This window comes from Polaromonas aquatica, assembly GCF_042659145.1.
Classification (GTDB): Bacteria; Pseudomonadota; Gammaproteobacteria; order Burkholderiales; family Burkholderiaceae_C; genus Polaromonas; species Polaromonas aquatica.
The window spans coordinates 891,860-913,857 of record NZ_JBHSRS010000084.1 but is presented as its reverse complement, the minus strand read 5'-3'; the positions used below and the strand labels follow the sequence as shown (position 1 = coordinate 913,857).

22 protein-coding genes are annotated in these 21,998 nt (G+C 60.4%); 16 read left to right on the top strand and 6 right to left on the bottom strand.

Annotated elements, in window-relative coordinates; genetic code table 11:
* Nucleotides 1-136 precede the first annotated feature (136 nt).
* Nucleotides 137-373, bottom strand: coding sequence for a DUF1653 domain-containing protein (locus ACFQND_RS25560; protein ID WP_371435104.1), 237 nt, complete (start codon nucleotides 371-373; stop codon nucleotides 137-139).
* A gap of 55 nt (nucleotides 374-428) precedes the next feature.
* Here ACFQND_RS25560 and ACFQND_RS25555 point away from each other — a divergent pair, with 55 nt between their 5' ends.
* Both ACFQND_RS25555 and ACFQND_RS25550 read left to right on the top strand, forming a co-directional pair.
* Nucleotides 429-1,685: an RsmB/NOP family class I SAM-dependent RNA methyltransferase gene (locus ACFQND_RS25555; protein ID WP_371435103.1), complete on the top strand. Its 1,257-nt coding sequence runs from the start codon at nucleotides 429-431 to the stop codon at nucleotides 1,683-1,685.
* 195 nt (nucleotides 1,686-1,880) lie between these two features.
* Nucleotides 1,881-3,080 carry a DesA family fatty acid desaturase gene (locus ACFQND_RS25550; RefSeq protein WP_371435102.1) on the top strand — a complete coding sequence of 400 codons (1,200 nt, stop codon included), beginning with the start codon at nucleotides 1,881-1,883 and terminating at the stop codon, nucleotides 3,078-3,080.
* Between the two features lie 285 nt (nucleotides 3,081-3,365).
* Here the strand turns inward: ACFQND_RS25550 and rpmG are convergent, their stop codons facing one another.
* From rpmG to trxB, 3 genes are all read right to left on the bottom strand, one after another.
* A complete protein-coding gene (rpmG, locus tag ACFQND_RS25545) occupies nucleotides 3,366-3,533 on the bottom strand; it encodes a 50S ribosomal protein L33 (RefSeq protein ID WP_007863188.1) in 168 nt (55 codons plus the stop codon).
* An 11-nt stretch (nucleotides 3,534-3,544) separates the two neighbouring features.
* On the bottom strand, nucleotides 3,545-3,778 hold the full coding sequence (gene rpmB, locus ACFQND_RS25540) for a 50S ribosomal protein L28 (protein WP_092128623.1): 234 nt from the start codon (nucleotides 3,776-3,778) through the stop codon (nucleotides 3,545-3,547).
* A gap of 169 nt (nucleotides 3,779-3,947) precedes the next feature.
* A complete protein-coding gene (gene trxB, locus ACFQND_RS25535; protein ID WP_371435101.1) occupies nucleotides 3,948-4,889 on the bottom strand; it encodes a thioredoxin-disulfide reductase in 942 nt (313 codons plus the stop codon).
* 169 nt (nucleotides 4,890-5,058) lie between these two features.
* Here trxB and ACFQND_RS25530 point away from each other — a divergent pair, with 169 nt between their 5' ends.
* The 11 genes from ACFQND_RS25530 (at nucleotide 5,059) to ACFQND_RS25480 (ending at nucleotide 17,111) form a co-directional block, all read left to right on the top strand.
* Nucleotides 5,059-5,736, top strand: a complete 678-nt coding sequence (locus tag ACFQND_RS25530) for a Crp/Fnr family transcriptional regulator (RefSeq protein ID WP_371435100.1) — start codon at nucleotides 5,059-5,061, stop codon at nucleotides 5,734-5,736.
* Between the two features lie 278 nt (nucleotides 5,737-6,014).
* A complete protein-coding gene (locus ACFQND_RS25525) occupies nucleotides 6,015-8,369 on the top strand; it encodes a DNA translocase FtsK (RefSeq protein ID WP_371435099.1) in 2,355 nt (784 codons plus the stop codon).
* Nucleotides 8,370-8,482: 113 nt separating this feature from the next.
* Nucleotides 8,483-9,118, top strand: coding sequence for an outer membrane lipoprotein chaperone LolA (lolA, locus tag ACFQND_RS25520; protein WP_371435230.1), 636 nt, complete (start codon nucleotides 8,483-8,485; stop codon nucleotides 9,116-9,118).
* A 45-nt stretch (nucleotides 9,119-9,163) separates the two neighbouring features.
* Entirely contained in the window at nucleotides 9,164-10,519 is a 1,356-nt protein-coding gene (locus tag ACFQND_RS25515) for a replication-associated recombination protein A (protein WP_371435098.1), read from the top strand.
* 265 nt (nucleotides 10,520-10,784) lie between these two features.
* Nucleotides 10,785-11,714 (top strand): branched-chain amino acid ABC transporter permease, encoded by a 930-nt coding sequence (locus ACFQND_RS25510; RefSeq protein ID WP_371435097.1) that lies wholly within the window; start codon nucleotides 10,785-10,787, stop codon nucleotides 11,712-11,714.
* Nucleotides 11,715-11,759: 45 nt separating this feature from the next.
* Nucleotides 11,760-12,845 (top strand): ABC transporter permease subunit, encoded by a 1,086-nt coding sequence (locus ACFQND_RS25505; RefSeq protein ID WP_371435096.1) that lies wholly within the window; start codon nucleotides 11,760-11,762, stop codon nucleotides 12,843-12,845.
* Between the two features lie 10 nt (nucleotides 12,846-12,855).
* Nucleotides 12,856-13,623, top strand: a complete 768-nt coding sequence (locus tag ACFQND_RS25500; protein ID WP_371435095.1) for an ABC transporter ATP-binding protein — start codon at nucleotides 12,856-12,858, stop codon at nucleotides 13,621-13,623.
* 17 nt (nucleotides 13,624-13,640) lie between these two features.
* Nucleotides 13,641-14,357, top strand: coding sequence for an ABC transporter ATP-binding protein (locus ACFQND_RS25495; RefSeq protein WP_371435094.1), 717 nt, complete (start codon nucleotides 13,641-13,643; stop codon nucleotides 14,355-14,357).
* A gap of 79 nt (nucleotides 14,358-14,436) precedes the next feature.
* On the top strand, nucleotides 14,437-15,345 hold the full coding sequence (locus ACFQND_RS25490; RefSeq protein WP_371435093.1) for a LysR family transcriptional regulator: 909 nt from the start codon (nucleotides 14,437-14,439) through the stop codon (nucleotides 15,343-15,345).
* Nucleotides 15,346-15,516: 171 nt separating this feature from the next.
* Entirely contained in the window at nucleotides 15,517-16,140 is a 624-nt protein-coding gene (locus ACFQND_RS25485) for a nuclear transport factor 2 family protein (RefSeq protein WP_371435092.1), read from the top strand.
* Nucleotides 16,137-17,111: a Bug family tripartite tricarboxylate transporter substrate binding protein gene (locus ACFQND_RS25480; RefSeq protein ID WP_371435091.1), complete on the top strand. Its 975-nt coding sequence runs from the start codon at nucleotides 16,137-16,139 to the stop codon at nucleotides 17,109-17,111. Before ACFQND_RS25485 ends, ACFQND_RS25480 begins: the two co-directional genes overlap by 4 nt.
* A gap of 114 nt (nucleotides 17,112-17,225) precedes the next feature.
* Here the strand turns inward: ACFQND_RS25480 and ACFQND_RS25475 are convergent, their stop codons facing one another.
* Complete coding sequence (locus tag ACFQND_RS25475; RefSeq protein ID WP_371435090.1) at nucleotides 17,226-18,230, bottom strand: Bug family tripartite tricarboxylate transporter substrate binding protein; 1,005 nt, start codon at nucleotides 18,228-18,230, stop codon at nucleotides 17,226-17,228.
* A 162-nt stretch (nucleotides 18,231-18,392) separates the two neighbouring features.
* Between ACFQND_RS25475 and ACFQND_RS25470 the strand changes: the two genes are divergently transcribed.
* Nucleotides 18,393-18,749, top strand: a complete 357-nt coding sequence (locus tag ACFQND_RS25470; protein ID WP_371435089.1) for a hypothetical protein — start codon at nucleotides 18,393-18,395, stop codon at nucleotides 18,747-18,749.
* Between the two features lie 62 nt (nucleotides 18,750-18,811).
* Here the strand turns inward: ACFQND_RS25470 and ACFQND_RS25465 are convergent, their stop codons facing one another.
* Entirely contained in the window at nucleotides 18,812-19,852 is a 1,041-nt protein-coding gene (locus ACFQND_RS25465) for a CDP-6-deoxy-delta-3,4-glucoseen reductase (protein WP_371435088.1), read from the bottom strand.
* Nucleotides 19,853-19,929: 77 nt separating this feature from the next.
* Here ACFQND_RS25465 and ACFQND_RS25460 point away from each other — a divergent pair, with 77 nt between their 5' ends.
* A complete protein-coding gene (locus tag ACFQND_RS25460; protein WP_371435087.1) occupies nucleotides 19,930-20,850 on the top strand; it encodes an NAD-dependent epimerase/dehydratase family protein in 921 nt (306 codons plus the stop codon).
* 74 nt (nucleotides 20,851-20,924) lie between these two features.
* Complete coding sequence (locus ACFQND_RS25455; RefSeq protein WP_371435086.1) at nucleotides 20,925-21,917, top strand: Bug family tripartite tricarboxylate transporter substrate binding protein; 993 nt, start codon at nucleotides 20,925-20,927, stop codon at nucleotides 21,915-21,917.
* Nucleotides 21,918-21,998: the final 81 nt, after the last annotated feature.

Below are 21,998 nucleotides of genomic sequence, written 5' to 3'. Positions count from 1 at the left end.
TTATCGGTTAGATGGCTCCCACGCTCCGCCGCTGCGTGCCTTCGGCGTTCGCTGCCCCTTTCCTATGAGACAGGGGCCGGCCTTGCTTGGGGCGGCCCTGCGTTGCGGCCGGTGAGTCCAAGGCTGTTCTCTGCGGTTAATCAGGTTGCCGGGCAAAGCGCGGCTGTTTCACGCCGTCGATCACCACATCCTCATTGAACATGGCTGCGGGGCGCACCCACAGGCCTTTTTCGCCATACAGCGCGCGGTACAGCGTCATGGGCTCCAGGCTCTCGCTGTGCCGCACCGTGCCAACGACTTCATAGAGCATGCCTTTGTAGTGTTTGTAGAGGCCGGGTGGCGTTGTTATCAGCGGAGGCAGGGGTTCAGACATGGTTTCGCAGGGTTATAAGGTGCGGCTAAGGGGCACAGTGGGACAATGGGGGGCTATGCATCCTAAAGCCTTACTCGACAGTTGTTCCGAGCTTCTCAAGCAGGTTCTCAAATTTGACCACCCCGCCGACATGGTCCTGTCGCGCTATTTTCGCGAGTTTCGCCTCGGGCCGCGCGAGCGCGCCACCGTGGCCGAGACCATTTACGGCGTGCTGCGCAAGAAAAATCTCTACACCTACCTGGCCCAGCACGGCAGCGGCCCGCCAGAGCGGCGGCTGGCGATTCTGGGTTTTGCTGCGGACCGCGATTTCCTGTTCGGCGCCTTGACCGACCAGGAAATTGACTGGTTGAAGCGTTGCGACCAGGTCAAACCTGCGGATTTGATGGAATTGCACCGCCACAACCTGCCGCAGTGGCTGGTCGAGCCGCTCAAGGAGCAACTGGGCGATGACTTCTGGCCGCTGGTCGAAAGCCTGAATGCGCCTGCGGGCCTGGATATGCGCGTCAACACGCTGAAGGACAAGCGCGCTGACATCCAGAAAGAACTTGCCAAGGCAGGGCTTAAAACCGTCGCCACGCCATATTCGCCCTGGGGCTTGCGGCTGGCGGACAAATCGCAACTGGGCAAGCTCGATGCCTTTACACGCGGTGCGATTGAAGTGCAGGACGAAGGCTCGCAACTGCTGGCGCTTCTGGTCGATGCCAAGCGCGGCGAGATGGTGGTTGACTTTTGCGCAGGTGCCGGCGGCAAGACCCTGGCCCTGGGGGCTGCCATGCGCAATACCGGGCGGCTGTATGCGTTTGACACCTCCGGCCACCGGCTGGACGCGCTTAAGCCGCGGCTGGCACGCAGCGGTTTGTCGAATGTTCACCCGGTGGCGATTGCGCATGAGCGCGACGACCGCATCAAGCGGCTGGCAGGCAAGATTGACCGTGTGCTGGTCGATGCACCTTGTTCGGGTCTGGGCACCCTGAGGCGCAACCCGGACCTGAAATGGCGGCAAAACCCCAAGGCGATTGAAGAGCTGGTGGCCAAACAAACCGCCATTTTGCAGAGCGCCGCACGCCTTCTCAAGCCTGGCGGGCGGCTGGTTTATGCCACCTGCAGCGTTTTGCGTGAAGAAAATGAACAGATTGCCGAAGCCTTCAGCGCCGCGAATAAAGAGTTCAACCTCCTTGAAACGGGGCCTTTGTTGACCCATCTAGGGGTAGAGCAGGCAGAAACGTTGTGCCGGGGCCCCTACCTGCGGCTCTGGCCTTACCTGCACCAGACAGATGGTTTCTTTGCTGCTGTTTGGCAGAAAGCATCCTGATTTTGGCGGCAGATGATGCTTTTTATGTATTGGTTGCTATTTGATTGTTGATTTTGTTGGGTTTTTGACGATTCCAGAGGCGCCCGGCAGGACTTGGTGTTTTGGGGCTGCGGCCTTACAATGGAGTGTTATTTTTTGCGGTTGCCAGGCGCGGTTTTGAGCCGGCAATTGCTGCAGGTTGTTTAAAGGACTTTCATGATCTTTTTTGATGCCGCCCTCGACTGGCTGGCTAACGGTTTACTCAATGCCAGCTGGTGGCAGATTGTGTTGTACACGCTGGTGACGACACACATCACGATCGCCAGCGTGACGATCTACCTGCACCGCCATCAGGCGCACCGTGCAATGGATCTGCACGCCATCCCTTCGCACTTCTTCCGTTTCTGGTTGTGGCTGGGTACCGGCCAGGTCACCAAGGAATGGGTATCCATTCACCGCAAGCACCACGCCAAGTGCGAGACCGCTGAAGACCCGCACAGCCCGCAAGCCTACGGCATCAAGAAGGTGTTCTGGGAAGGTGCCGAGCTGTATCGCGCCGAAAGCAAGAACAAGGAAACCATGACCAAGTACGGCCATGGCACGCCGAACGACTGGATTGAACGCAATCTGTACACCCGCTACAGCTGGCAGGGCGTGGGCCTGATGATGATCATCAATCTGGCCCTGTTTGGCGCGGCTGGCCTGGCTGTGTGGGCTGTCCAGATGGCCTGGATTCCCGTGACGGCAGCCGGCATCATCAACGGTATCGGCCACTACTGGGGCTACCGCAACTTCGAGGCACCGGATGCCAGCACCAACATTTCGCCCTGGGGCATCATGATTGGCGGCGAAGAGCTGCACAACAACCACCATACCTACCCCACGTCGGCCAAGTTCTCGGTCAAACCCTACGAGTTCGACATCGGCTGGATCTATATCCGCGCGATGGAAAAAGTGGGCCTGGCCACGGTCAAGAAGGTGCCGCCCAAGCTGCTGCTCGGCTCCGTCCAGCCGGTGGCCGACGAGAAAACGCTTGAAGCCCTGATTGCCCACCGCTATGAAGTGATGGCCGGTTTTGCACGCGAATTGCGCCGCGCTGGCAAGGCCGAGATCGAAGTGCTGCAGGCCAAAAAGGCCGACGTATCCGTGTTGCGTGCCGCCAATCGCTGGCTGCACCGCGACGACGACAAGGTGCCTGCAACGGCCAAGCCGCATATTGCGCAGGCCAGGGCCGAGCACCCTGTGCTGGACAAGATGGTCACCATGCGTGAAGAACTGCGCCAGATGTGGCTGACGACGACGGCTTCGCGCGAGCAGCTGGCTGCAGACCTGCAGGCCTGGTGCCATCGCGCCGAGGAAAGCGGTATTGCTGCGCTTCGCGAGTTTTCCATGAAGCTGCGTGCTGCGCGTGCATGATCATCTGATGCACTGACCTGGCCAGGCCCTTGCGCGGCCAGGCCATTAAATTCAAAAACCGTCCGTAGCGATTCGCCCGGGCGGTTTTTTTATGGGCGACGTTTATCGTCTTGCCGTGGGATGGTGTGTGTCGGATGCCGGGTGTTTGATTCTTGCAGGGAGATGCCGCGTTGCATGAAGCAGTGCTCCGTCCCGGAGGGGTTCGAACAGGCATAAAAAAACCGCTGTGATGCAGCGGTTTTTTTTTGATTGCAGCAAAGAAGGTGCTGCAGAAATTGCCCTGAATTACTTCAGCTTGATCTCTTTGTATTCCACGTGCTTGCGTGCTTTTGGATCAAATTTCATGATCAGCATTTTGTCGGGCGTGGTCTTCTTGTTTTTGGTGGTCGTGTAGAAGTGACCCGTGCCGGCGGTTGATTCCAGCTTGATTTTTTCGCGTGCGCCTTTAGCCATGATGGTGCTCCTTAAGCTTGGCCGCGTGCGCGCAGGTCTGCGAGCACGGTATCAATGCCCTTCTTGTCGATCAGGCGCAGTGCTGCGCTGGAAACACGCAGGCGAACCCAGCGGTTTTCAGTCTCGACCCAGAAGCGGCGATATTGCAGGTTCACGAGGAACCGGCGCTTGGTTTTGTTGTTGGCGTGGGAAACATTGTTTCCCACCATCGGGCCCTTGCCCGTTACTTCACATACGCGTGCCATTTGAGCACTCCAGTACTTTTTACAGCAGTCATGTCGGCCGGGCACTGTGTGCCCGTCGTCATTCCTGCCTCACCTCGCCAGAATAGGGTGGCGGTAACCCATGACTGCCAGACCCAACCCAAAGGTTAAATTTAGCAAAGCCTTGGATTATAAGGGATTTCCGGGTTGATCAGGATTGCTCGAGAAAACGCTGGGCGTCCAGTGCGGCCATGCAGCCCGTCCCCGCACTGGTGATGGCCTGGCGGTAGATATGGTCCTGTACGTCGCCGGCGGCGAAAATGCCGGGCACGCTGGTCATGGTGGCAAAGCCCTGCAGGCCGGTTTTGGTGATGATGTAACCGTCCTTCATCTCCAGCTGGCCGGCAAAAATCTCGGTGTTGGGCTGGTGGCCGATGGCAATAAAACAGCCTTTGAGCTCGATGTCCTGCAGGGTGTCGTTTAGGGTGCTTTTCAGGCGAACCCCGGTCACGCCGCCTGAATCGCCAAGCACCTGTTCCAGCGTGTTGTGAACTTTCAGGACGATTTTCCCGGCGGCCACTTTCTCATTGAGCTTGTCGACCAGGATGGCTTCTGCCTTGAACTTGTCGCGCCTGTGTACAAGGTAAACCTTGCTGGCGATGTTGGACAGGTACAGGGCTTCCTCCACGGCCGTGTTGCCGCCGCCGACCACGCAGACTTCCTGTTCGCGGTAGAAAAAACCGTCGCAGGTCGCGCAGCCCGATACGCCGCGGCCCATGAATGCCGTTTCGGATTCCAGGCCCAGGTATTTGGCGGATGCACCCGTGGCGATGATCAGCGAGTCGCAGGTATAGCTGCCGCTGTCGCCCGTGAGCGTGAACGGCCGCTTGCTGAAGTCGACCTTGTTGATGTGGTCGAAGATGATTTCTGTCTTGAAACGCTCTGCGTGCTCCAGGAAGCGCTGCATCAAGTCTGGCCCCTGCACGCCGTGCACATCGGCGGGCCAGTTGTCGACTTCGGTCGTGGTCATGAGCTGCCCACCCTGGGCGATCCCGGTAATCAGTACCGGGTCGAGATTGGCGCGGGCTGCATACACGGCGGCGGTGTAGCCTGCGGGGCCGGAACCGAGGATGAGAACTTTAGAGTGTTTCATAGTAAAAAGCTGATATGGGAATCATGGCAACTCAGTTACAGTCAAAGCCAGCCGTTGGCGTTGGGTGGGGCTTTGCTTGCGTTGCTCGACATGCGCCGGGTAAATAAAATACCATTGTATGAAGTCGGCGAAGTCCTGTCGGTGGTGAGGTCAGAGGAGAAATTTAAATATGTCTACTATGGTGTCCAACCTGGAATTAATCCGCCGGGTTCCCCTGTTCTCTATGCTTACCGCCACTCAGGCGGAATCAGTCTCGGAGGCCGTCGTGAAACGTCGCCTCAAACGCGGGGATGCGATTGTGGAGCAGGGCAAAAAATCCAACGCCCTGTCCATCATCCTGACGGGTCGTGCCCGTGTTATTACCACCGACCAACGCGGCAGGGAAGTCATTCTTGCAACCATGCAGCCGGGCGACTATGTCGGCGAGATGAGCCTCATAGACAACGAGCCCCATTCGGCCACCGTGCGCGCGGAAGTGCAGACCGATGTATTGGTGCTGGGGCGGCTTGAGTTCGCCCGGTGCCTGCCTGAAAACAGTTCCATGGCTTACGCCGTCATGCGCGGGCTGGTGCAGCGTTTGCGTCACGCAGACCGCAAGATCGAGTCGCTGGCGCTGATGGATGTGTATGGCCGGGTGGCCAGGGCGCTGCTTGAGTTTGCCAGCCAGGATGCAGAGGGCAATGCCGTCATTCGCGACAAGGTGTCGCGGCAGGACCTGGCCAAAATGGTGGGTGCCTCGCGGGAAATGGTCAGCCGCGTGATGAAGGATCTCGAAGAGCGCGGGTTTATCGAAACGCGTAGCGATGGTTCCATGCTGGTGAAAGAGCGCCTGAATTCCCTGGGCTAAGAGCCTGTTTACGGCCTATACGGGGCCGCGTTGGGGTGCAATCGCCCGATTTCACCCCAACCCGAAGGGCAAGTACCTTCTCGGGCGGTCTGCAGCGTTGCGCTGCTTGCCAATAACCAGTTATTGGCTGCGCACCGCGCCTTGCAGCCCATCCCGACAAGGTACTTGCGCGGCCCCGTATAGGCCGTAAACAGGCTCTTGGGCCTGTCCGCGGACAGCTTGTTACACCGGCGCAGGTCCAGGTACTGGCTCCAACTGCGGTAAGCTCTGACGCGGCCATGACTTACTCACTTGACACCCTGAATTCCCGAAACACCCCAACTGCCGCCGCACCCGGCGGCGTGAAGCGCTTCGCCCACGAAGTCGTCCTGATCCTCGGCCTGCTCGGGCTGGTCTTCTGGCTGGCTGCGCTGCTGAGCTATTCGTCGCAGGATGCCGCATGGTCAACCTCCGGCGCTGCGCAGGCTGCGGGCCTTGCGCCATCCGTTGTTCGCAACTGGGGGGGGCGTCTCGGCGCCTGGCTGGCCGATGCGAGTTATTTCCTGCTGGGTTTTTCTGTCTGGTGGATGCTTGCCGCGGGCGCCCGCGTCTGGCTGGCCTCGCTGGCGCGCTGGTTGCGCGGTGAGTCGCCGGCAGCGGCTGTGCCCCTGCATTCGAGCCGCCTTAAATTCTGGCTGAGCCTGCTGCTGCTGCTGGCGGCCAGCACCGGGCTGGAGTGGTCGCGCTTATACCGGTTTGAGTCCCGCCTGCCCGACCAGGCCGGTGGGGCGCTTGGCTACCTCGTTGGCAGCGTGGGCATGAAGTGGCTGGGCTTTGCGGGCTCCGGGCTGGTGCTGATCGCCCTGGGCGTGATCGCGGTATCCGTGGTGTTTGGTTTTTCATGGGCGCATACGGCCCAGCGCGTTGGCGAGAGGATCGCCAACCTGATCGACTCACGGCGTGAAAAACGCGAGATTGCCGAAGATCTGGCGATGGGGAAAAAGGCCGCTCGTGAACGCGAAGAGACCCTGATCGACGAGCGCATCGAGATCGAGGAGCACCACCCCGTGCCGGTGCTGATCGAACCGACCTTGATTGATATTCCGAAAAGCGAGCGGGTCATCAAGGAAAAGCAAAAACCGTTGTTCAGCGAAATGCCTGATTCCAAGCTGCCGCAGGTTGACCTGCTCGACGGCGCACTAAGCCGGCAGGAGACCGTGGCGCCCGAGACGCTGGAGATGACCTCGCGGCTCATAGAGAAAAAACTCAAGGACTTCGGCGTTGAAGTGCGTGTGGTCGCTGCCGCGCCCGGCCCCGTGATTACCCGCTATGAAATCGAGCCTGCCACGGGCGTCAAGGGCTCGCAGGTCGTCAACCTGGCCAAGGACCTGGCGCGTGCGCTGAGCCTGGTGTCCATACGCGTGATTGAGACCATTCCCGGCAAAAACTACATGGCGCTGGAACTGCCCAACGCCAAACGCCAGTCGATCAAGCTCAGTGAAATCCTGGGTTCGCAGGTCTACAACGAAGCCAAGTCGCTTCTCACCATAGGCCTGGGCAAGGACATTGGCGGCAATGCCGTTGTGGCTGACCTGGCCAAGATGCCGCACTGCCTGGTGGCCGGTACCACGGGTTCGGGTAAATCCGTCGGCATCAACGCCATGATTTTGAGCCTGCTGTACAAGGCCGATGCACGCGACGTACGCCTGTTGCTGATAGACCCGAAGATGCTGGAGATGAGCGTCTATGAGGGCATTCCGCATTTGCTGGCCCCGGTGGTTACCGACATGCGGCAGGCCGCGCACGGCCTGAACTGGTGCGTGATGGAGATGGAAAAACGCTACAAGCTCATGAGCAAGCTTGGCGTGCGCAACCTGGCCGGCTACAACGTCAAGATTGACGAAGCCCAGGCCAAGGGCGAGTTCATCTACAACCCCTTCAGCCTGACGCCCGAGCAGCCGGAGCCGCTGGAGCGCCTGCCCTATATCGTGGTGGTGATTGACGAGCTGGCCGACCTGATGATGGTGGTCGGCAAGAAGATCGAGGAGCTGATTGCCCGCCTGGCGCAAAAAGCCCGCGCCGCCGGCATCCACCTGGTGCTGGCCACGCAGCGCCCCAGTGTGGATGTGATCACCGGCCTGATCAAGGCCAACATCCCGACGCGTTTGTCCTTCCAGGTCAGCAGCAAGATTGACAGCCGCACCATCCTTGACCAGATGGGCGCCGAGGCCTTGCTGGGCATGGGCGACATGCTCTACATGCCCAGCGGCACCGGTTTCCCCATCCGTGTGCACGGGGCTTTTGTCAGCGATGACGAAGTGCACCGTGTCGTCGCCTATCTCAAGGCACAGGGCGAGCCCAACTACATCGACGGTGTGCTGGAAGGCGGCACGGTCGATGGCGAAGGCGGCGACCTGGGCGGCGATCTGGGTCTGTCAGGCGGCAAGGGCGACGAAAAAGACCCGATGTACGACCAGGCCGTGGAGGTGGTGCTGAAAAACCGCAAGGCCTCCATCTCGCTGGTGCAAAGGCACCTCAAGATCGGCTATAACCGCTCGGCCCGCATGCTGGAAGACATGGAAAAAGCCGGCCTCATCAGCGCCATGTCGGGCAGCGGCCAGCGCGACATTCTGGTGCCGGCACGGGCTGAATGACGACAGGCGGCAGCGCCTTGCTACACCACACTATGGCCATGATGATCCGAAATTTTTCCATTCCCTTTCCCCGCGGCTCCGCATTCGCCGTAGCCAGGCAGTTTGCTGCCGCCATGGTTGCTATGGTTTCGATAGCTGCCTGCGCGCAAACCACGCCGGCTACAGGCCTGGAAAGCCTTGAAAACTTCGTTAAAAACACCAAAAGCGGCCGTGCGGTGTTCACGCAGGTCGTGACCAGCCCGGTCAGGGAAGGAGAGGCGGCCAGGAGCAAAACCTCCAGCGGGACGTTTGAGTTTTTGCGCCCCAACCGTTTCAAATTCATCTATAAAAAACCGTTTGAACAAAGCATAGTCTCCGACGGGCAAACGCTGTGGCTGTATGACGTGGACCTGAACCAGGTCACCTCGCGCAAGCTGGCGCAGGTCCTCAACGGTACGCCCGCCGCCGTGATTGCAGCAGCGGCAGACCTCAAGGGCCTGCAGGCCGATTTCACCCTGAGCGCACTTCCGGAAAAAGCCGGTTTGCAGTGGGTGCAGGCCGTACCCAAAACAAAGGATGGCCAGTTGCAGAGCATCAGCGTGGGCTTCAAGACAACGGACAAGGGCAGCGAGCTGGCGTCGCTGGAAATCCTCGACAGTTTTGGCCAGCGTTCGGTCATGAGTTTTAGCGGATTCGAAGTTAACCCGGCCCTGGGTGCAGCGACTTTCCAGTTCAAGCCGCCCGCAGGCAGTGACGTGATTCGCCAGTAACAAGGCCGTCGCCCGGCCACGCAGCGCGGGTTAAGCTTGGGTCCTATGACGGCTGCCAAATCCACCAGCAAAACCAGAAATACACCGGCCATGCCCCTGGCCGAGCGCCTGCGCCCCCAATCCCTGGGTGAAGTGATAGGCCAGCAGCATTTGCTTGGCGAAGGCATGCCGCTGCGTATTGCGTTCGAATCGGGCCAGCCGCACAGCTGCATTTTGTGGGGGCCGCCGGGCGTGGGCAAGACCACCATCGCCCGTTTGATGGCCAGCAGTTTTGATGCGCACTTCATCACCATCTCGGCGGTGCTGGGCGGCGTCAAGGAAATCCGCGAAGCAGTGGAGCAGGCCAGCATCTGGCGTGGGCAAAGCGGCGACCTGGCCGATGCGGGCGGCAAACGCACCATTGTTTTTGTCGATGAGGTGCACCGCTTCAACAAAAGCCAGCAGGACGCTTTTTTGCCGCATGTCGAAAGCGGGCTTTTTACCTTTATAGGCGCCACCACCGAAAACCCGTCGTTCGAGGTCAACTCGGCCTTGCTGTCGCGCGCAGCGGTCTATGTGCTGCAGCCGCTGCAGGAAGCGGATTTGAAGCGAATAGTGGCCGTGGCCCTTGAAAGGCAAGCGCTGCAAGCTATTGAAAGCATAGCGCCGGCAGCGGTGGACAGGCTTGTCGCCTATGCCGACGGCGATGCCCGGCGCCTGCTCAACACGCTGGAGTCGCTGGGTGTGGCGGCGGGCAACGACAAGTCGGGCGAAGTCATCTCCGAAGTGACAGACGCCTGGCTGCTCAAGGTGCTGGGCGAGCGCATGCGCCGCTACGACAAGGGTGGTGAGCAGTTTTACGACACCATCTCGGCCCTGCACAAATCCGTGCGCGGCTCCGACCCCGATGCCGCACTCTACTGGTTCATGCGCATGCTCGACGGCGGTGCCGAGCCCAAATACATGGCACGCCGGCTGGTCCGCATGGCCAGCGAAGACATAGGCCTGGCCGACCCGCGCGCCCTGCGCCTGGCGCTGGATGCGGCCGAGGTGTATGAACGCCTGGGCTCACCCGAAGGCGAACTGGCGCTGGCGCAGTGCGTGGTTTACCTGGCGGTGGCGCCCAAGTCGAACGCGGTCTACAAGGCCTTTAACGAAGCCAAGGCCTTCATCAAAAAAGACGGCACCCGCCCTGTGCCCATGCATTTGCGCAATGCGCCCACCAAACTCATGAAAGAGCTGGACTACGGCAAGAACTACCGCTACGCCCATGACGAAGAGGACGGCTTTGCGGCGGGTGAAAACTACTTTCCCGAGGGCATGGCGGCCCCGGCGTTTTACCGGCCCGTCAACCGGGGGCTGGAAATCAGGATTGCGGATAAGTTGAATGAGTTGAAGCTCAAGAACAATCAGAAAAACTGATGTAAATAAAATCCCGCCGATAGCTTCACGTTTGATACAAAAAACCCGGCGTCCTCAAGGGTAAACCCCGCGAAAAGCGGCGTGTTGGCCCGATTCTCGCTAAAGCCCCGTGGCTACAATTTGCGCATAGCTCGCCCCCAAGCCCAGTCACCTGGTTTTTCAAGGCGGGCTTTTTGTTAACTCCTGCTATTTGCCGTGTGCCCCCGGTGCACGGTTCCTGTCAGGAGCGCAAAGTCAGATCACCAGTCAAACGGGAGAGACGCTTATGGAAATATTCCTGCAACAGATCATCAATGGTCTGGTTCTCGGCAGCATGTATGCCTTGATCGCTCTTGGCTACACCATGGTGTACGGCATCATCAACCTGATCAATTTCGCGCACGGCGAGGTGCTCATGGTCGGTGCGCTGACGAGCTGGACCATCATCGGGCTGATGCAGTCTTCCATGCCGGGAACACCGGGCTGGCTGATTCTGCTGATTTCATTGCTGATCGCTTTTGTTGTGTGCGGGGCGCTGAATTTTGCGATTGAAAAAATCGCCTACCGCCCGCTGCGCAACTCGCCCAAACTGGCGCCGCTGATCACCGCCATCGGCATGTCGCTGCTGTTGCAGACGCTGGCCATGATCATCTGGAAGCCGAACTACAAGCCTTATCCAACCCTGCTGCCGCCCGAACCCTTCCAGATAGGCGGTGCGGTGATCACCGTCACGCAGCTGTTCATCCTGGGCGCCACCGTGGTCTCGCTCTCCATCCTGATGTGGCTGGTGCACTACACCAAACTGGGGCGCGCCATGCGGGCCACAGCCGAGAACCCGCGTGTTGCGGCACTGATGGGCGTCAAGCCCGATACCGTCATCTCGGCCACCTTCATCATCGGTGCCGTGCTGGCTGCGCTGGCTGGTGTGATGTATGCCTCCAACTACGGCACGGTGCAGCACACCATGGGTTTCCTGCCCGGCCTCAAGGCCTTTACCGCGGCGGTGTTCGGCGGCATCGGCAACCTGGGCGGGGCGGTGCTGGGCGGCATCCTGCTGGGACTGATCGAGTCCATTGGTGCGGGCTACATAGGGCCGCTTACCGGCGGTGTGCTGGGCAGCCAGTATTCGGATATTTTTGCCTTCATTGTGCTGATTTTCATACTCACCCTGCGTCCCTCCGGCCTGCTGGGCGAGCGTGTGGCTGACCGGGCCTGAGAGCCGTTTGAACCCCTATTGCTGTTTGCCAAAGGATCAACCCTCATGAAACCCAACAAACTGCTTACCTTCCTGGTCGTTGCCGTCGCGTTGCTGGTGCTGCCGCTGGTGCTGCAACAGGGCGGCAACGCCTGGGTGCGCATCGTCGACATGGCGCTGCTGTATGTCCTGCTGGCGCTTGGCCTGAACATCGTGGTCGGTTATGCCGGCCTGCTGGACCTGGGCTACGTGGCCTTTTTTGCCGTCGGCGCCTACATGTATGCGCTGCTGGGCTCGCCCCACCTTGCGGAGGCCTTTGCATTCATTGCAACCACCTTCCCCAACGGCCTGCACCTGCCGATCTGGGCCATCATCCCGGCGGCAGCGGCCCTGGCCGGTTTGTTTGGCGTGTTGCTGGGCGCGCCCACGCTCAAGCTGCGGGGCGACTACCTGGCCATCGTGACCCTGGGTTTTGGCGAAATCATCCGGGTGTTCCTGAACAACCTGGACCGTCCCATCAATCTGACCAACGGGCCCAAGGGCATCAGCGAGATTGACTCCCTCAAGTTCTTTGGCCTTGACCTGGGGAAAACGCATGAGGTTTTTGGCATCCAGGTCAATTCGGTGTCCATGTATTACTACCTGTTCCTGGTCCTGGTGGTCGTGTCGGTGGTGATTTGCCACCGGCTTGAAACCTCACGTATAGGCCGCGCCTGGATGGCGATTCGCGAGGACGAAATCGCCGCCAAGGCCATGGGCATCAACACCCGCAACATGAAACTGCTGGCCTTCGGCATGGGCGCAACTTTTGGTGGCGTGTCGGGTTCGATGTTTGCCGCCTTCCAGGGTTTTGTGTCGCCAGAATCCTTCAGCCTGATGGAGTCCATCATGATTGTGGCCATGGTGGTGCTGGGCGGCATAGGCCACCTGCCCGGGGTCATTGTGGGCGCCTTGCTGCTGGCGGCATTGCCGGAGGTGTTGCGCCATGTGGCCGGCCCGCTGCAGGCCATGACCGACGGCCGGCTTGACTCGGCCATCCTGCGCCAGTTGCTGATTGCGCTGGCCATGATCGTCATCATGCTGATGCGCCCACGCGGGCTCTGGCCGGCGCCGGATCACGGGAAGTCGCTCGTCAAACCCGCCAAAGCCTGAAGGACGAGACATGAGCGAAACGATTCTCAAGGTCTCCGGTGTGTCCAAGCGTTTTGGCGGCCTGCAGGCCCTCAGCGATGTCGGCATCCACATAGAGCGTGGCCAGGTCTATGGCCTGATAGGCCCGAATGGTGCAGGTAAAACCACCTTCTTCAACGTGCTGACCGGCCTGTACACGCCCGACAGCGGCAGCTTTGAACTGGCGGGCAAGGCCTACACACCGAGCGCCGTGCATGAAGTCGCCAAGGCCGGCATTGCCCGCACCTTCCAGAACATCCGGCTGTTCGCTGAAATGACAGCTCTGGAAAACGTCATGGTCGGCCGCCACATCCGCACAAAATCGGGTTTGATCGGTGCCGTGCTGCGCACGCCGGGCTTCAAGGCCGAAGAGGCGGCCATTGCAAAACGCGCACATGAGCTGCTGGACTATGTGGGCATCGCCAGGTATGCCGACTTCAAGGCCCGCACCCTGAGCTACGGCGACCAGCGCCGCCTGGAGATCGCGCGGGCCCTTGCAACCGACCCGCAACTGATTGCGCTGGACGAGCCCGCCGCCGGCATGAATGCGACCGAAAAAGCACAGCTGCGCGAGCTGATAGACCGGATCCGCAAGGACAATCGCACCATCCTGTTGATTGAGCACGACGTGAAACTTGTCATGGGCCTGTGCGACCGCGTGACGGTGCTCGACTACGGCAAGCAGATCGCCGAAGGCGCGCCGGCGGAGGTGCAGAAGAACGAAAAAGTGATCACTGCCTATCTGGGCACAGGCCACTAGAAGGGGATTGAAGAAAAATGGCAAACACACTCCTCAAAATCAGCGGCCTGAAAGTGGCGTACGGCGGCATCAAGGCCGTCAAGGGCGTTGACCTGCATGTTGATGAGGGCGAGCTCGTAACGCTGATCGGCTCCAACGGCGCAGGCAAGACCACCACCATGAAAGCCATCACCGGCAGCCTGCCCATGGTTGACGGTGATATCGAATACCTTGGCAAGAGCATCAGGGGAAAGGGCGCCTGGGACCTGGTTGCGGACGGCCTGGCCATGGTGCCGGAAGGCCGCGGCGTGTTCACCCGCATGAGCATTCTTGAGAACCTGCAGATGGGCGCTTACATTCGCAGCGACAAGGCCGGTATTGCCGAAGACATTGAAAAGATGTTTGTACTTTTCCCGCGCCTGCGCGAGCGTAAGGACCAGCTGGCCGGCACCATGAGCGGCGGCGAGCAGCAGATGCTGGCCATGGGCCGTGCGCTGATGAGCCGGCCCAGGGTGCTGCTGCTTGACGAGCCGTCCATGGGGCTGTCGCCCATCATGGTGGACAAGATTTTCGAAGTGGTGCGTGATGTATCCGCACGTGGCGTCACCATCCTGCTGGTCGAGCAAAATGCCAGCCGCGCGCTGGGCATTGCCGATCGCGGCTATGTGATGGAGTCGGGCATCGTCACCATGAACGGTGCCGCCAGGGAGCTGCTGGATGATCCCCGGGTTCGGGCGGCTTATCTGGGCGAATAACATCCGCCAGGTGGTTTTTTAGACCATTTCGGCTTCTGGCGTCCGTGTAACGTGCGCAGAAAGCTATCAAATAAGTAGCATGAAACTTCATCACCTGCGCGACTTTCTCGCCATCGTCGAAAAAGAAAGCATCAGCGCAGCCGCCAAATACCTGGGTATCGCGCAGCCGTCGCTGAGCCGCAGCATTCGTGAGCTTGAAAAGGAACTCGGCGTGCCGCTGTTCGAGCGCCATGCGCGTGGCGCGGCGCTGACGCAGATGGGGAAGGTGTTTGCAAAACGCGCGCGCATGGCGGTTCGCGAACTTGAAAAGGGCAGGGATGAGATCAACCAGATACAGGGCCAGGTGCATGGCGACGTGGCGGTCTGCATCTCGGGCGTCAGCCACCTCACCCTGCTTGGCGAGGCCCTTGGGCCGTTCCAGGATCGTTATCCACTGGTCAGGCTCAATTTGATCGAGGGTGTTTATCCGCTGTATGAAAACCGGCTCAAGGAAGGCTCGATTGACGCTTATGTAGGGCCGGCACCCGAAGGCGGTGTGCCGCCCGAGCTGAAGCTTGAAAAACTCTTCCAGCCGCCGCGTGTGGTGCTGGCGCGCAAGGGCCATCCGCTGGCCGGTGCAAAGTCGATACGCGAGTTGCTGGATGCGGACTGGCTGACAACCTCCATCACCGACAAGGCCGAGACGGAGTTTGGTGCCATCTTCGAGCAGATCGGCCTGCCGCCGCCGCGGCTTTCCATCCGCGTTGGCACGGCATTGACGCTGATCGTCGCCCTTACCAGCAGTGATGCGCTGGTCATCAGCTCCAGGGCGTGGGCCGACACCCCCATGTTTAAAAACCTCCTCACGGTGCTGGATGTGGAAGAAGTCCTGACGGCGCCTGCCATTGCACTGGTTTACCGTGCAGGCGTGCCGCCCACACCTGCGGCCGAGTATTTCTGCGACATGATCCGGCGCGCTGCCGTGCCCATGATGAAGCTTTATCCGTAGAGGTTTCAAGCGTCACAGTCTGGGCGACCGCATGCCTGCGAGGCATGGCTCGCATCAAACTGCCATCTTCCGCCATCTCCTTGCGCTGACTAAAGTGGCGCCACGAACGCTCACGGTTTTGAACCGGGGTGACCGCGAAGCAATAGCGACATAGCAAGGAGACAAATCTTTATGCCAGACAGCGGCAACACCAACGAATTGCTGGACCAGTTCCAGATCGCGCAACTGGCGCAGAACTGGGGTAACTGGCGCGACACGGGTGAGTGGGACAAACTGCGCAACTGCTACACACCGGACGCCACCATGGTCACAACCTGGTACAAGGGGCCGGCTTCCGGCTTTGTGGACGCCAGCATCCAGGGCCGGGCCAGGCAACCCAAAGACCGGGGTGGCCTGCACATCATTGGCGGAAGCACCAGCGAGATCAACGGAAACCGGGCGACAGCGGAAACACGCATCACGTTGTTGCTGCGCAGTGTGGTTCACGAAAAACTGGTGGACATCACTGTCTATGGGCGCTTTCTTGACTGCCTGCTGAAGTCGGGGGGCCAGTGGCGCATCCAGTCGCGCGAACCGGTATATGACAAGGACAGCCTGCGGCCCGTGGACCCCGGTGAAACACTCGTGCTGGACGCGAAAGAACTCGCAAAGTATCCGGCCGGATTCCGTCACCTGGCGTATGTCCAGTCGTCGGAAGGCGCGAGCATCACGCTCAGCATTCCTGACCCGTACAGCAATGAAGAAAAAGCCGTTTATGCCCGGGGCAAGGAATGGCTGAAAGGGGCCGGCGCATGAAAAAAGCTGTTGCCATCCTGCTGGCTGCCTGCGTTGGCCTTGGCTTTTTGCCTGTCGTGAACGCGCAGTCCTATCCGTCGAAACCCGTGACGCTCATCGTTGCCACCGGGCCAGGCGGCGGCTTTGACCTGGTCGCGCGGCGCCTCGAAAAAGCACTCTCCAAAAACCTGGGCCAGAGTGTTGTGGTGGTGAACCGCCCCGGTTCCGGCTCTCTGGTCGGGACCCTGGCGGCGCTCAATGCGCCGGCCGATGGCTACACGCTGTTGATGGGCGGTCTCAGCAACATCGTCTTCAATGGCTCGATGTACAAGAAGCGCCCCTACGACCCGATGGCTGATTTTGTAGGCATCGGCATTGTGGCGCAAACGCCTTATGTGATGCTCGCGCGCAAGGACCTGCCGGAAAGCGATCTGGCTGGCGTTCGTAAATACGCCAGGGCCAATCCGGGCAAGCTGAATATCGCCAATGCAGGCTCCGGGACCGGCCAGCAGGTGCTGGCAGCCGCCTTCCTCAAGGAGACCGGCGCCGACATCGTGCAGGTTCCCTACCAGGCCGCGCAGGCTGTTTATACCGACCTGCTGGGCGGGCGTGTCGACCTTTTTGTCGACTCGCTGCCCTCGGCCCGCCGCTTCATCGAAAGCCAGCAGGTGCATGCCCTGTTCACCACCGGCGCCAGGCGTGATGCGCTGTTTCCCAACCTGCCGACAGCGCGCGAGTCCGGCCTGCCAGGTTCTGAAATGACGTCGTGGTTCGGGCTTTTTGCATCGGCAAAAACACCGTCAGATGTTCTCGCCCGTTTGCACAAGGCGCTTGAGGCCTCGCTTAAAGACGAAGAGTTGCGCAGCCAGCTTGAAGCTGGTGGCTTCCAGCCCGTGCCTTATGTTCCTGCCGCAGAGACGGCGAAATATGTGGCGTCGGAATACCAAAAATGGACGCAGGTGATTCGCTCGGCGGGCATCACGCTGGATTGAGCAGGCCGCGGGGAGCAGGCCTTTGTGCTTTGGCGCGGCGCTACAGATTAAATAGCTGGTCCCGCGCGTCCGGATTGCTTCACAGGCCTAAAGTTCGCTCAAAATGCCCAGGGGTCAATCAACCCGGGCGCCCGAGGCTTTCACAACCTTTTCATACTTGGCCAATTCGCTTTTCATAAAAGCGGCGAATTGTTCAGGCGAGCTGGCAACCGGTTCGGCCATCAGCGTGGCAAAACGTGTCTTTGCCTCGGTTGAATGCAGCGCCTCGACAAAAGCCCTGTTCAGTTTCGCGATCACGTCGGGCGGTGTGCCTGCCGGTGCGACCAGGCCCCACCAGGTGTCGATCTCAAAACCCTTGAGCGTTTCGGAAACGGCCGGTACGTCCGGCAACACAGCGCTGCGTTTTGCCGTGGTCACGGCAATGGCCTTGAGCTTGCCTGCCTTGATGTTGGCGGAGGCCGTAGCCAGGTTGTCAAAGTTGAAATCGACCTGGCCGCTCAGCAATGCGAGCTGTGCGGGGTTGCCGCCGTTGTAGGGGATGTGGACGGCATAAATGCCGGCCTGGGCCTTGAACATTTCACCGGCCAGGTGGCCCGCGCTGCCGTTGCCGCCGCTGGCGTAATTGAGCTTGGCCGGGTTGGCCTTGGCGTATTTGATGAGGTCGGCCAGTGTGTTGATTTTCAGCCGGTTGGCGGTGTCGGCATTCATCACCAGCACATTCGGCACGCGCAGCATTTGCGTGATGGGTGCAAAGTCCGTGGCCGCGTTGTAGGGCATCTTGCTATAGAGCCAGGGGTTGATGGCATGCGTAGCCACTGCGGCGATGCCTACAGTCAGGCCATCCGGCGCGGCCTTGGCGATGGCATCCACGCCGATATTGCCGCCTGCGCCGGGCTTGTTTTCAATGATCACGGGACCCAGCGAATCCTTGACGCGTTCGGCCATCAGGCGGGCCGTGACATCGATCGGGCCACCAGGGGCATAGGGCACGATGATGCGCATGATCTTGGGCTGTGCCAGCGCCAGCGTTGAAGACAGGGCCAGCGTGGCGATGGACATGATCGCAAGAGGCTTGAGCAGGGCGCGGGCGAAATGGGTTGCGGGGTGTCGGGTGTTCATGAATGTATTGTTGCAAAAAAATCGGGGCGCCCGATTAATGACATTTCATTACAGCTTCTTTACACCCGCGAAGTGTTCGCCGGCCGGCGCTGCCGCGTTGCATGTACATGAGGCAATTGCTTCATGTTTTTTTGTTCAACCACCAGCTCACGAAAGACCTCCATGAAGATTCATACCCTGATTGCCGCCATTGCCCTGACCGCCGGTGGCGCTGCGTTTGCCCAGGCTCCTGCCGCCCCGGTGGCAGCAAAAGACCCGCTGGCAACACCGCGCATTGACCAGCGCCAGGCGAACCAGGAAAAACGCATTGACCAGGGCATCGCATCCGGCGCCCTGACCAACAAGGAAGCCACCAGGCTGGACAAGCGCGAAACCAAAATTGAATCGGACAAACTGGCTGCCAAGTCCGACGGCAAGGTAACCAAGGCCGAGCGCCGCAAACTGAACCACGAACAAAACCGTGCCAGCGCTGCGATCAAGCACCAAAAACACGACGCGCAGACCACCGCCGCAAAATAAGCGACAGGCGTTGAAATAAAAAAGCCCCGCAACTGCGGGGCTTTTTTGCTGGAGACTGAACCTCAGGCGCTGGCCTGCGCCTTTTCCTTTTCGGTGACAAAAGAGTCGGCATAAAACTCACCTTCAGGCAAACCGGCTGCGGTGTAGGCCGCCTGCGCGGAGTCCACCACGATCGGTGCGCCGCAGGCATAGACCTGGTGGCCTGAGAGGTCTGCAATGTCCTGCAGCACGGCGTTGTGAACAAAGCCGGTGCGGCCCGTCCAGGCATCTTCCGGCAGTGCGTCGGAGATGACGGGCACATAACTCAGGTTGGGCATTTCCGCGACCTTGCCCTGCACCCAGTCGTTCATGTACAGGTCAGCCGGGCGGCGTCCGCCCCAGTACAGCACGGCGGGGCGTGTGATGCCCTTGAACTGCATGTGCTCGATGATGGCCTTGATGGGCGCAAAGCCCGTGCCCGAGGCCAGCAGCACCATGGGCTTGTCGCTGTCTTCGCGCAGGTAGAAGCTGCCGAAGGGCCCTTCGATGCGCAGGATTTCCTTTTCCTTCATCGCACTGAACACGTGGTCGGTGAATTTCCCGCCCGGCATGTGGCGGATGTGCAGTTCCACGCCCGGGTTCTCAAGTTGCGTGTGCGGCGCGGTGCCCATGGAGTAGGCGCGGCGGTCGCCGTCGCGCAGCAAAAACTCCACATACTGGCCGGCGTGATACTTGAACACATCGGCAGCGGGGAGCTGCAGGCGCACGGCCATCACGTCGTGCGAGGCCTTGGACAGGCTGTTGACGCGAACCGGCATTTTCTTGATGGGGAAGGCGCTTTCGTCAGTGACCTGGCGCGACTCCAGCACGATGTCCGTATGGGCCGTGGCGCAGCAGGTCAGGATGAAGCCATTGGCGGCTTCTTCGGCCGAGAGCGCCTTGAGCTGGTGAGGGCCTTGCGTGATGGTGCCTTCGAGCTTTTTGCACTTGCAGGAACCGCAGGCGCCATCCTTGCAGCCATAAGGCATGCCTATGCCCTGGCGAATGGCGGCGGCCAGCAGGGCTTCGTCGGTTTCGGCGACAAAAGTTCGGCCGCTGGGTTGCACGGTCACGGTAAAGCTCATGGTCTCAGTCCTCTTGGGTATGCTTGGCGTATCTGCTTTTTTTTGATGCGGCTGGTTTTCCAGTGCAGCCCCCAATTTTGCCCTCAAATTCAAATCCCCTTGGCGCGCTGCCTTCGCGCTTTCGCCGCCAGCGTCTGCTGATCGTCGGATGCGGCGATGTGGGCCTGCGCGTGGCCCGGCAATTGCCTCCCCGTGTCAGGGTCATGGCCCTCACCTCATCACCTGCGCGTTTGCCCGATTTGCGGGCACAGGGCATCACGCCCCTGCAGGGCAACCTGGATGCTGCCTTTACCTTGCGGCGCCTGGCAGGGCTGGCGACCCGCGTGATACATCTGGCGCCGCCGCCCAATGACGGCGCCGGGGCACGCGATGATCCGAGAACGCGGGCCCTGCTGCGTGTTTTGCGCCTGCGCGGCCTGCCGCAGGCCGTGGTTTACGGTTCGACCAGCGGGGTCTACGGCGACTGCCAGGGTGACGAAGTCAGCGAAACCAGGCGCGTGAATCCGGCCACGCCGCGGGCCTGGCGCAGGGTGGATGCGGAGGATGCGCTGCGGGTGTTCGGCCGGGCAAGCGGCACGCCTGTGCACATCCTGCGCATTCCGGGCATCTACGCGCCCGACCGGGAGGGCGGCACGCCGCGCGGGCGGCTGCTCAAGGGAACGCCGGTGCTGACGGCGCAGGACGACGTGTACACCAGCCATATCCACGCAGGCGACCTGGCGCGTGCCTGTATCGCGGCCCTGTGGCGCGGCAAGCCCCAGCGCGTGAGCAACGCCAGCGACGACACGCGGCTGAAGATGGGCGATTACTTTGACCTGGCTGCGGATATCTACGGTTTGCCGCGCCCCCCGAGGCTGGGGCGCGACCTGGCACAGCAACAGCTGCCCATCAGCCTGCTGAGTTTCATGGGTGAATCGCGGCGGCTCGATAACCGGCGCCTGAAAAAGGAATTAAGGCTGAAACTGCGCTACCCCACCGTCAATACCGGCTTGCGCTAGCAGCCGGTGTGGCAGATCCGGCAACACTAAAAAACCAATTCAGGGAGCCAGGAAAACAAACGACAGGAGACAAGATGACTGTATTTGGTAAACCCTTGCGCGCGCGGTTCGCCGGCGCCGCCCTGCTGGCCATTGCCAGCGCCGTGCCCGTACTGGCGCTTGCACAAAGCTATCCATCCCGGCCGATCAAAATGGTTGTCCCGTTCGCGGCGGGCGGGTCGGTGGACGTGCTCGGCCGGGTGATCGCGGACAAGGTATCGCTGGCGCTGGGCCAGCCGGTCGTGCCCGACAACCGCATAGGCGCCAACGGCACCATCGCCCACCAGATGGTTGCAAGTGCTCCGCCTGACGGCTACACCATAGGCATGTCCGGTACCTCGCCGCTGGTGCTTGCGCCGCACCAGTACAAAAGCCTGCCCTACGATTCGCGCAGGGACTTCACCTACCTGGCCTGCGCCGGCACCACGCCGTTTGTGCTGGATGTGAATCCGGCATTGCCCGTCAAAAATGTGCGCGAACTGGTGGCCTATGCAAAGGCCAATCCCGGCAAGCTGAATTTCGGCTCGGCCGGCCTCGGCAATTCGGCCCACCTTTCGGCCGAACTGTTCAAGCAGGTGACCGGGATCGACATGGTGCACGTGCCCTACAAGGGCAATGCGCTGGCCATGGCGGATCTTGTCAGCGGGCAGATCCAGGTATTGTTTGACCCGGTGCAGACTTCGTTGCCGCAGATACGTGCCGGCAAGGTGCGTCCGCTGGCGGTGACCAGCAAAACAAGGTTCGCTGAACTGCCGGACCTGCCGACGGTGGCTGAGTCGGGTTACCCGAATTACGAATTTGTCGTCTGGTATGCCTTCATCGCACCTGCAGCGACGCCAGCGCCTGTTGTCGCAAGGCTCAACAGCGAGATCAACAAGGTATTGCGTGACCCGGAGGTCAAGGCGCGTTTTGCCGCGCTGGGTGCGAACCTCACCGAGTCAACGCCGGGCGAATGCGCCAATTTTGTTCGCAGCGAATACGCGCAGTGGGGCAAGCTGTTTACCGATCTGGGCATCAGGCCTGAGTAGGTTCGGAGAAAAAATACGCTATGAAAAAGATAGCTGTTTACGACCGATTTAATGGGGCTACAGCTGTTTTTCTCATAAAAG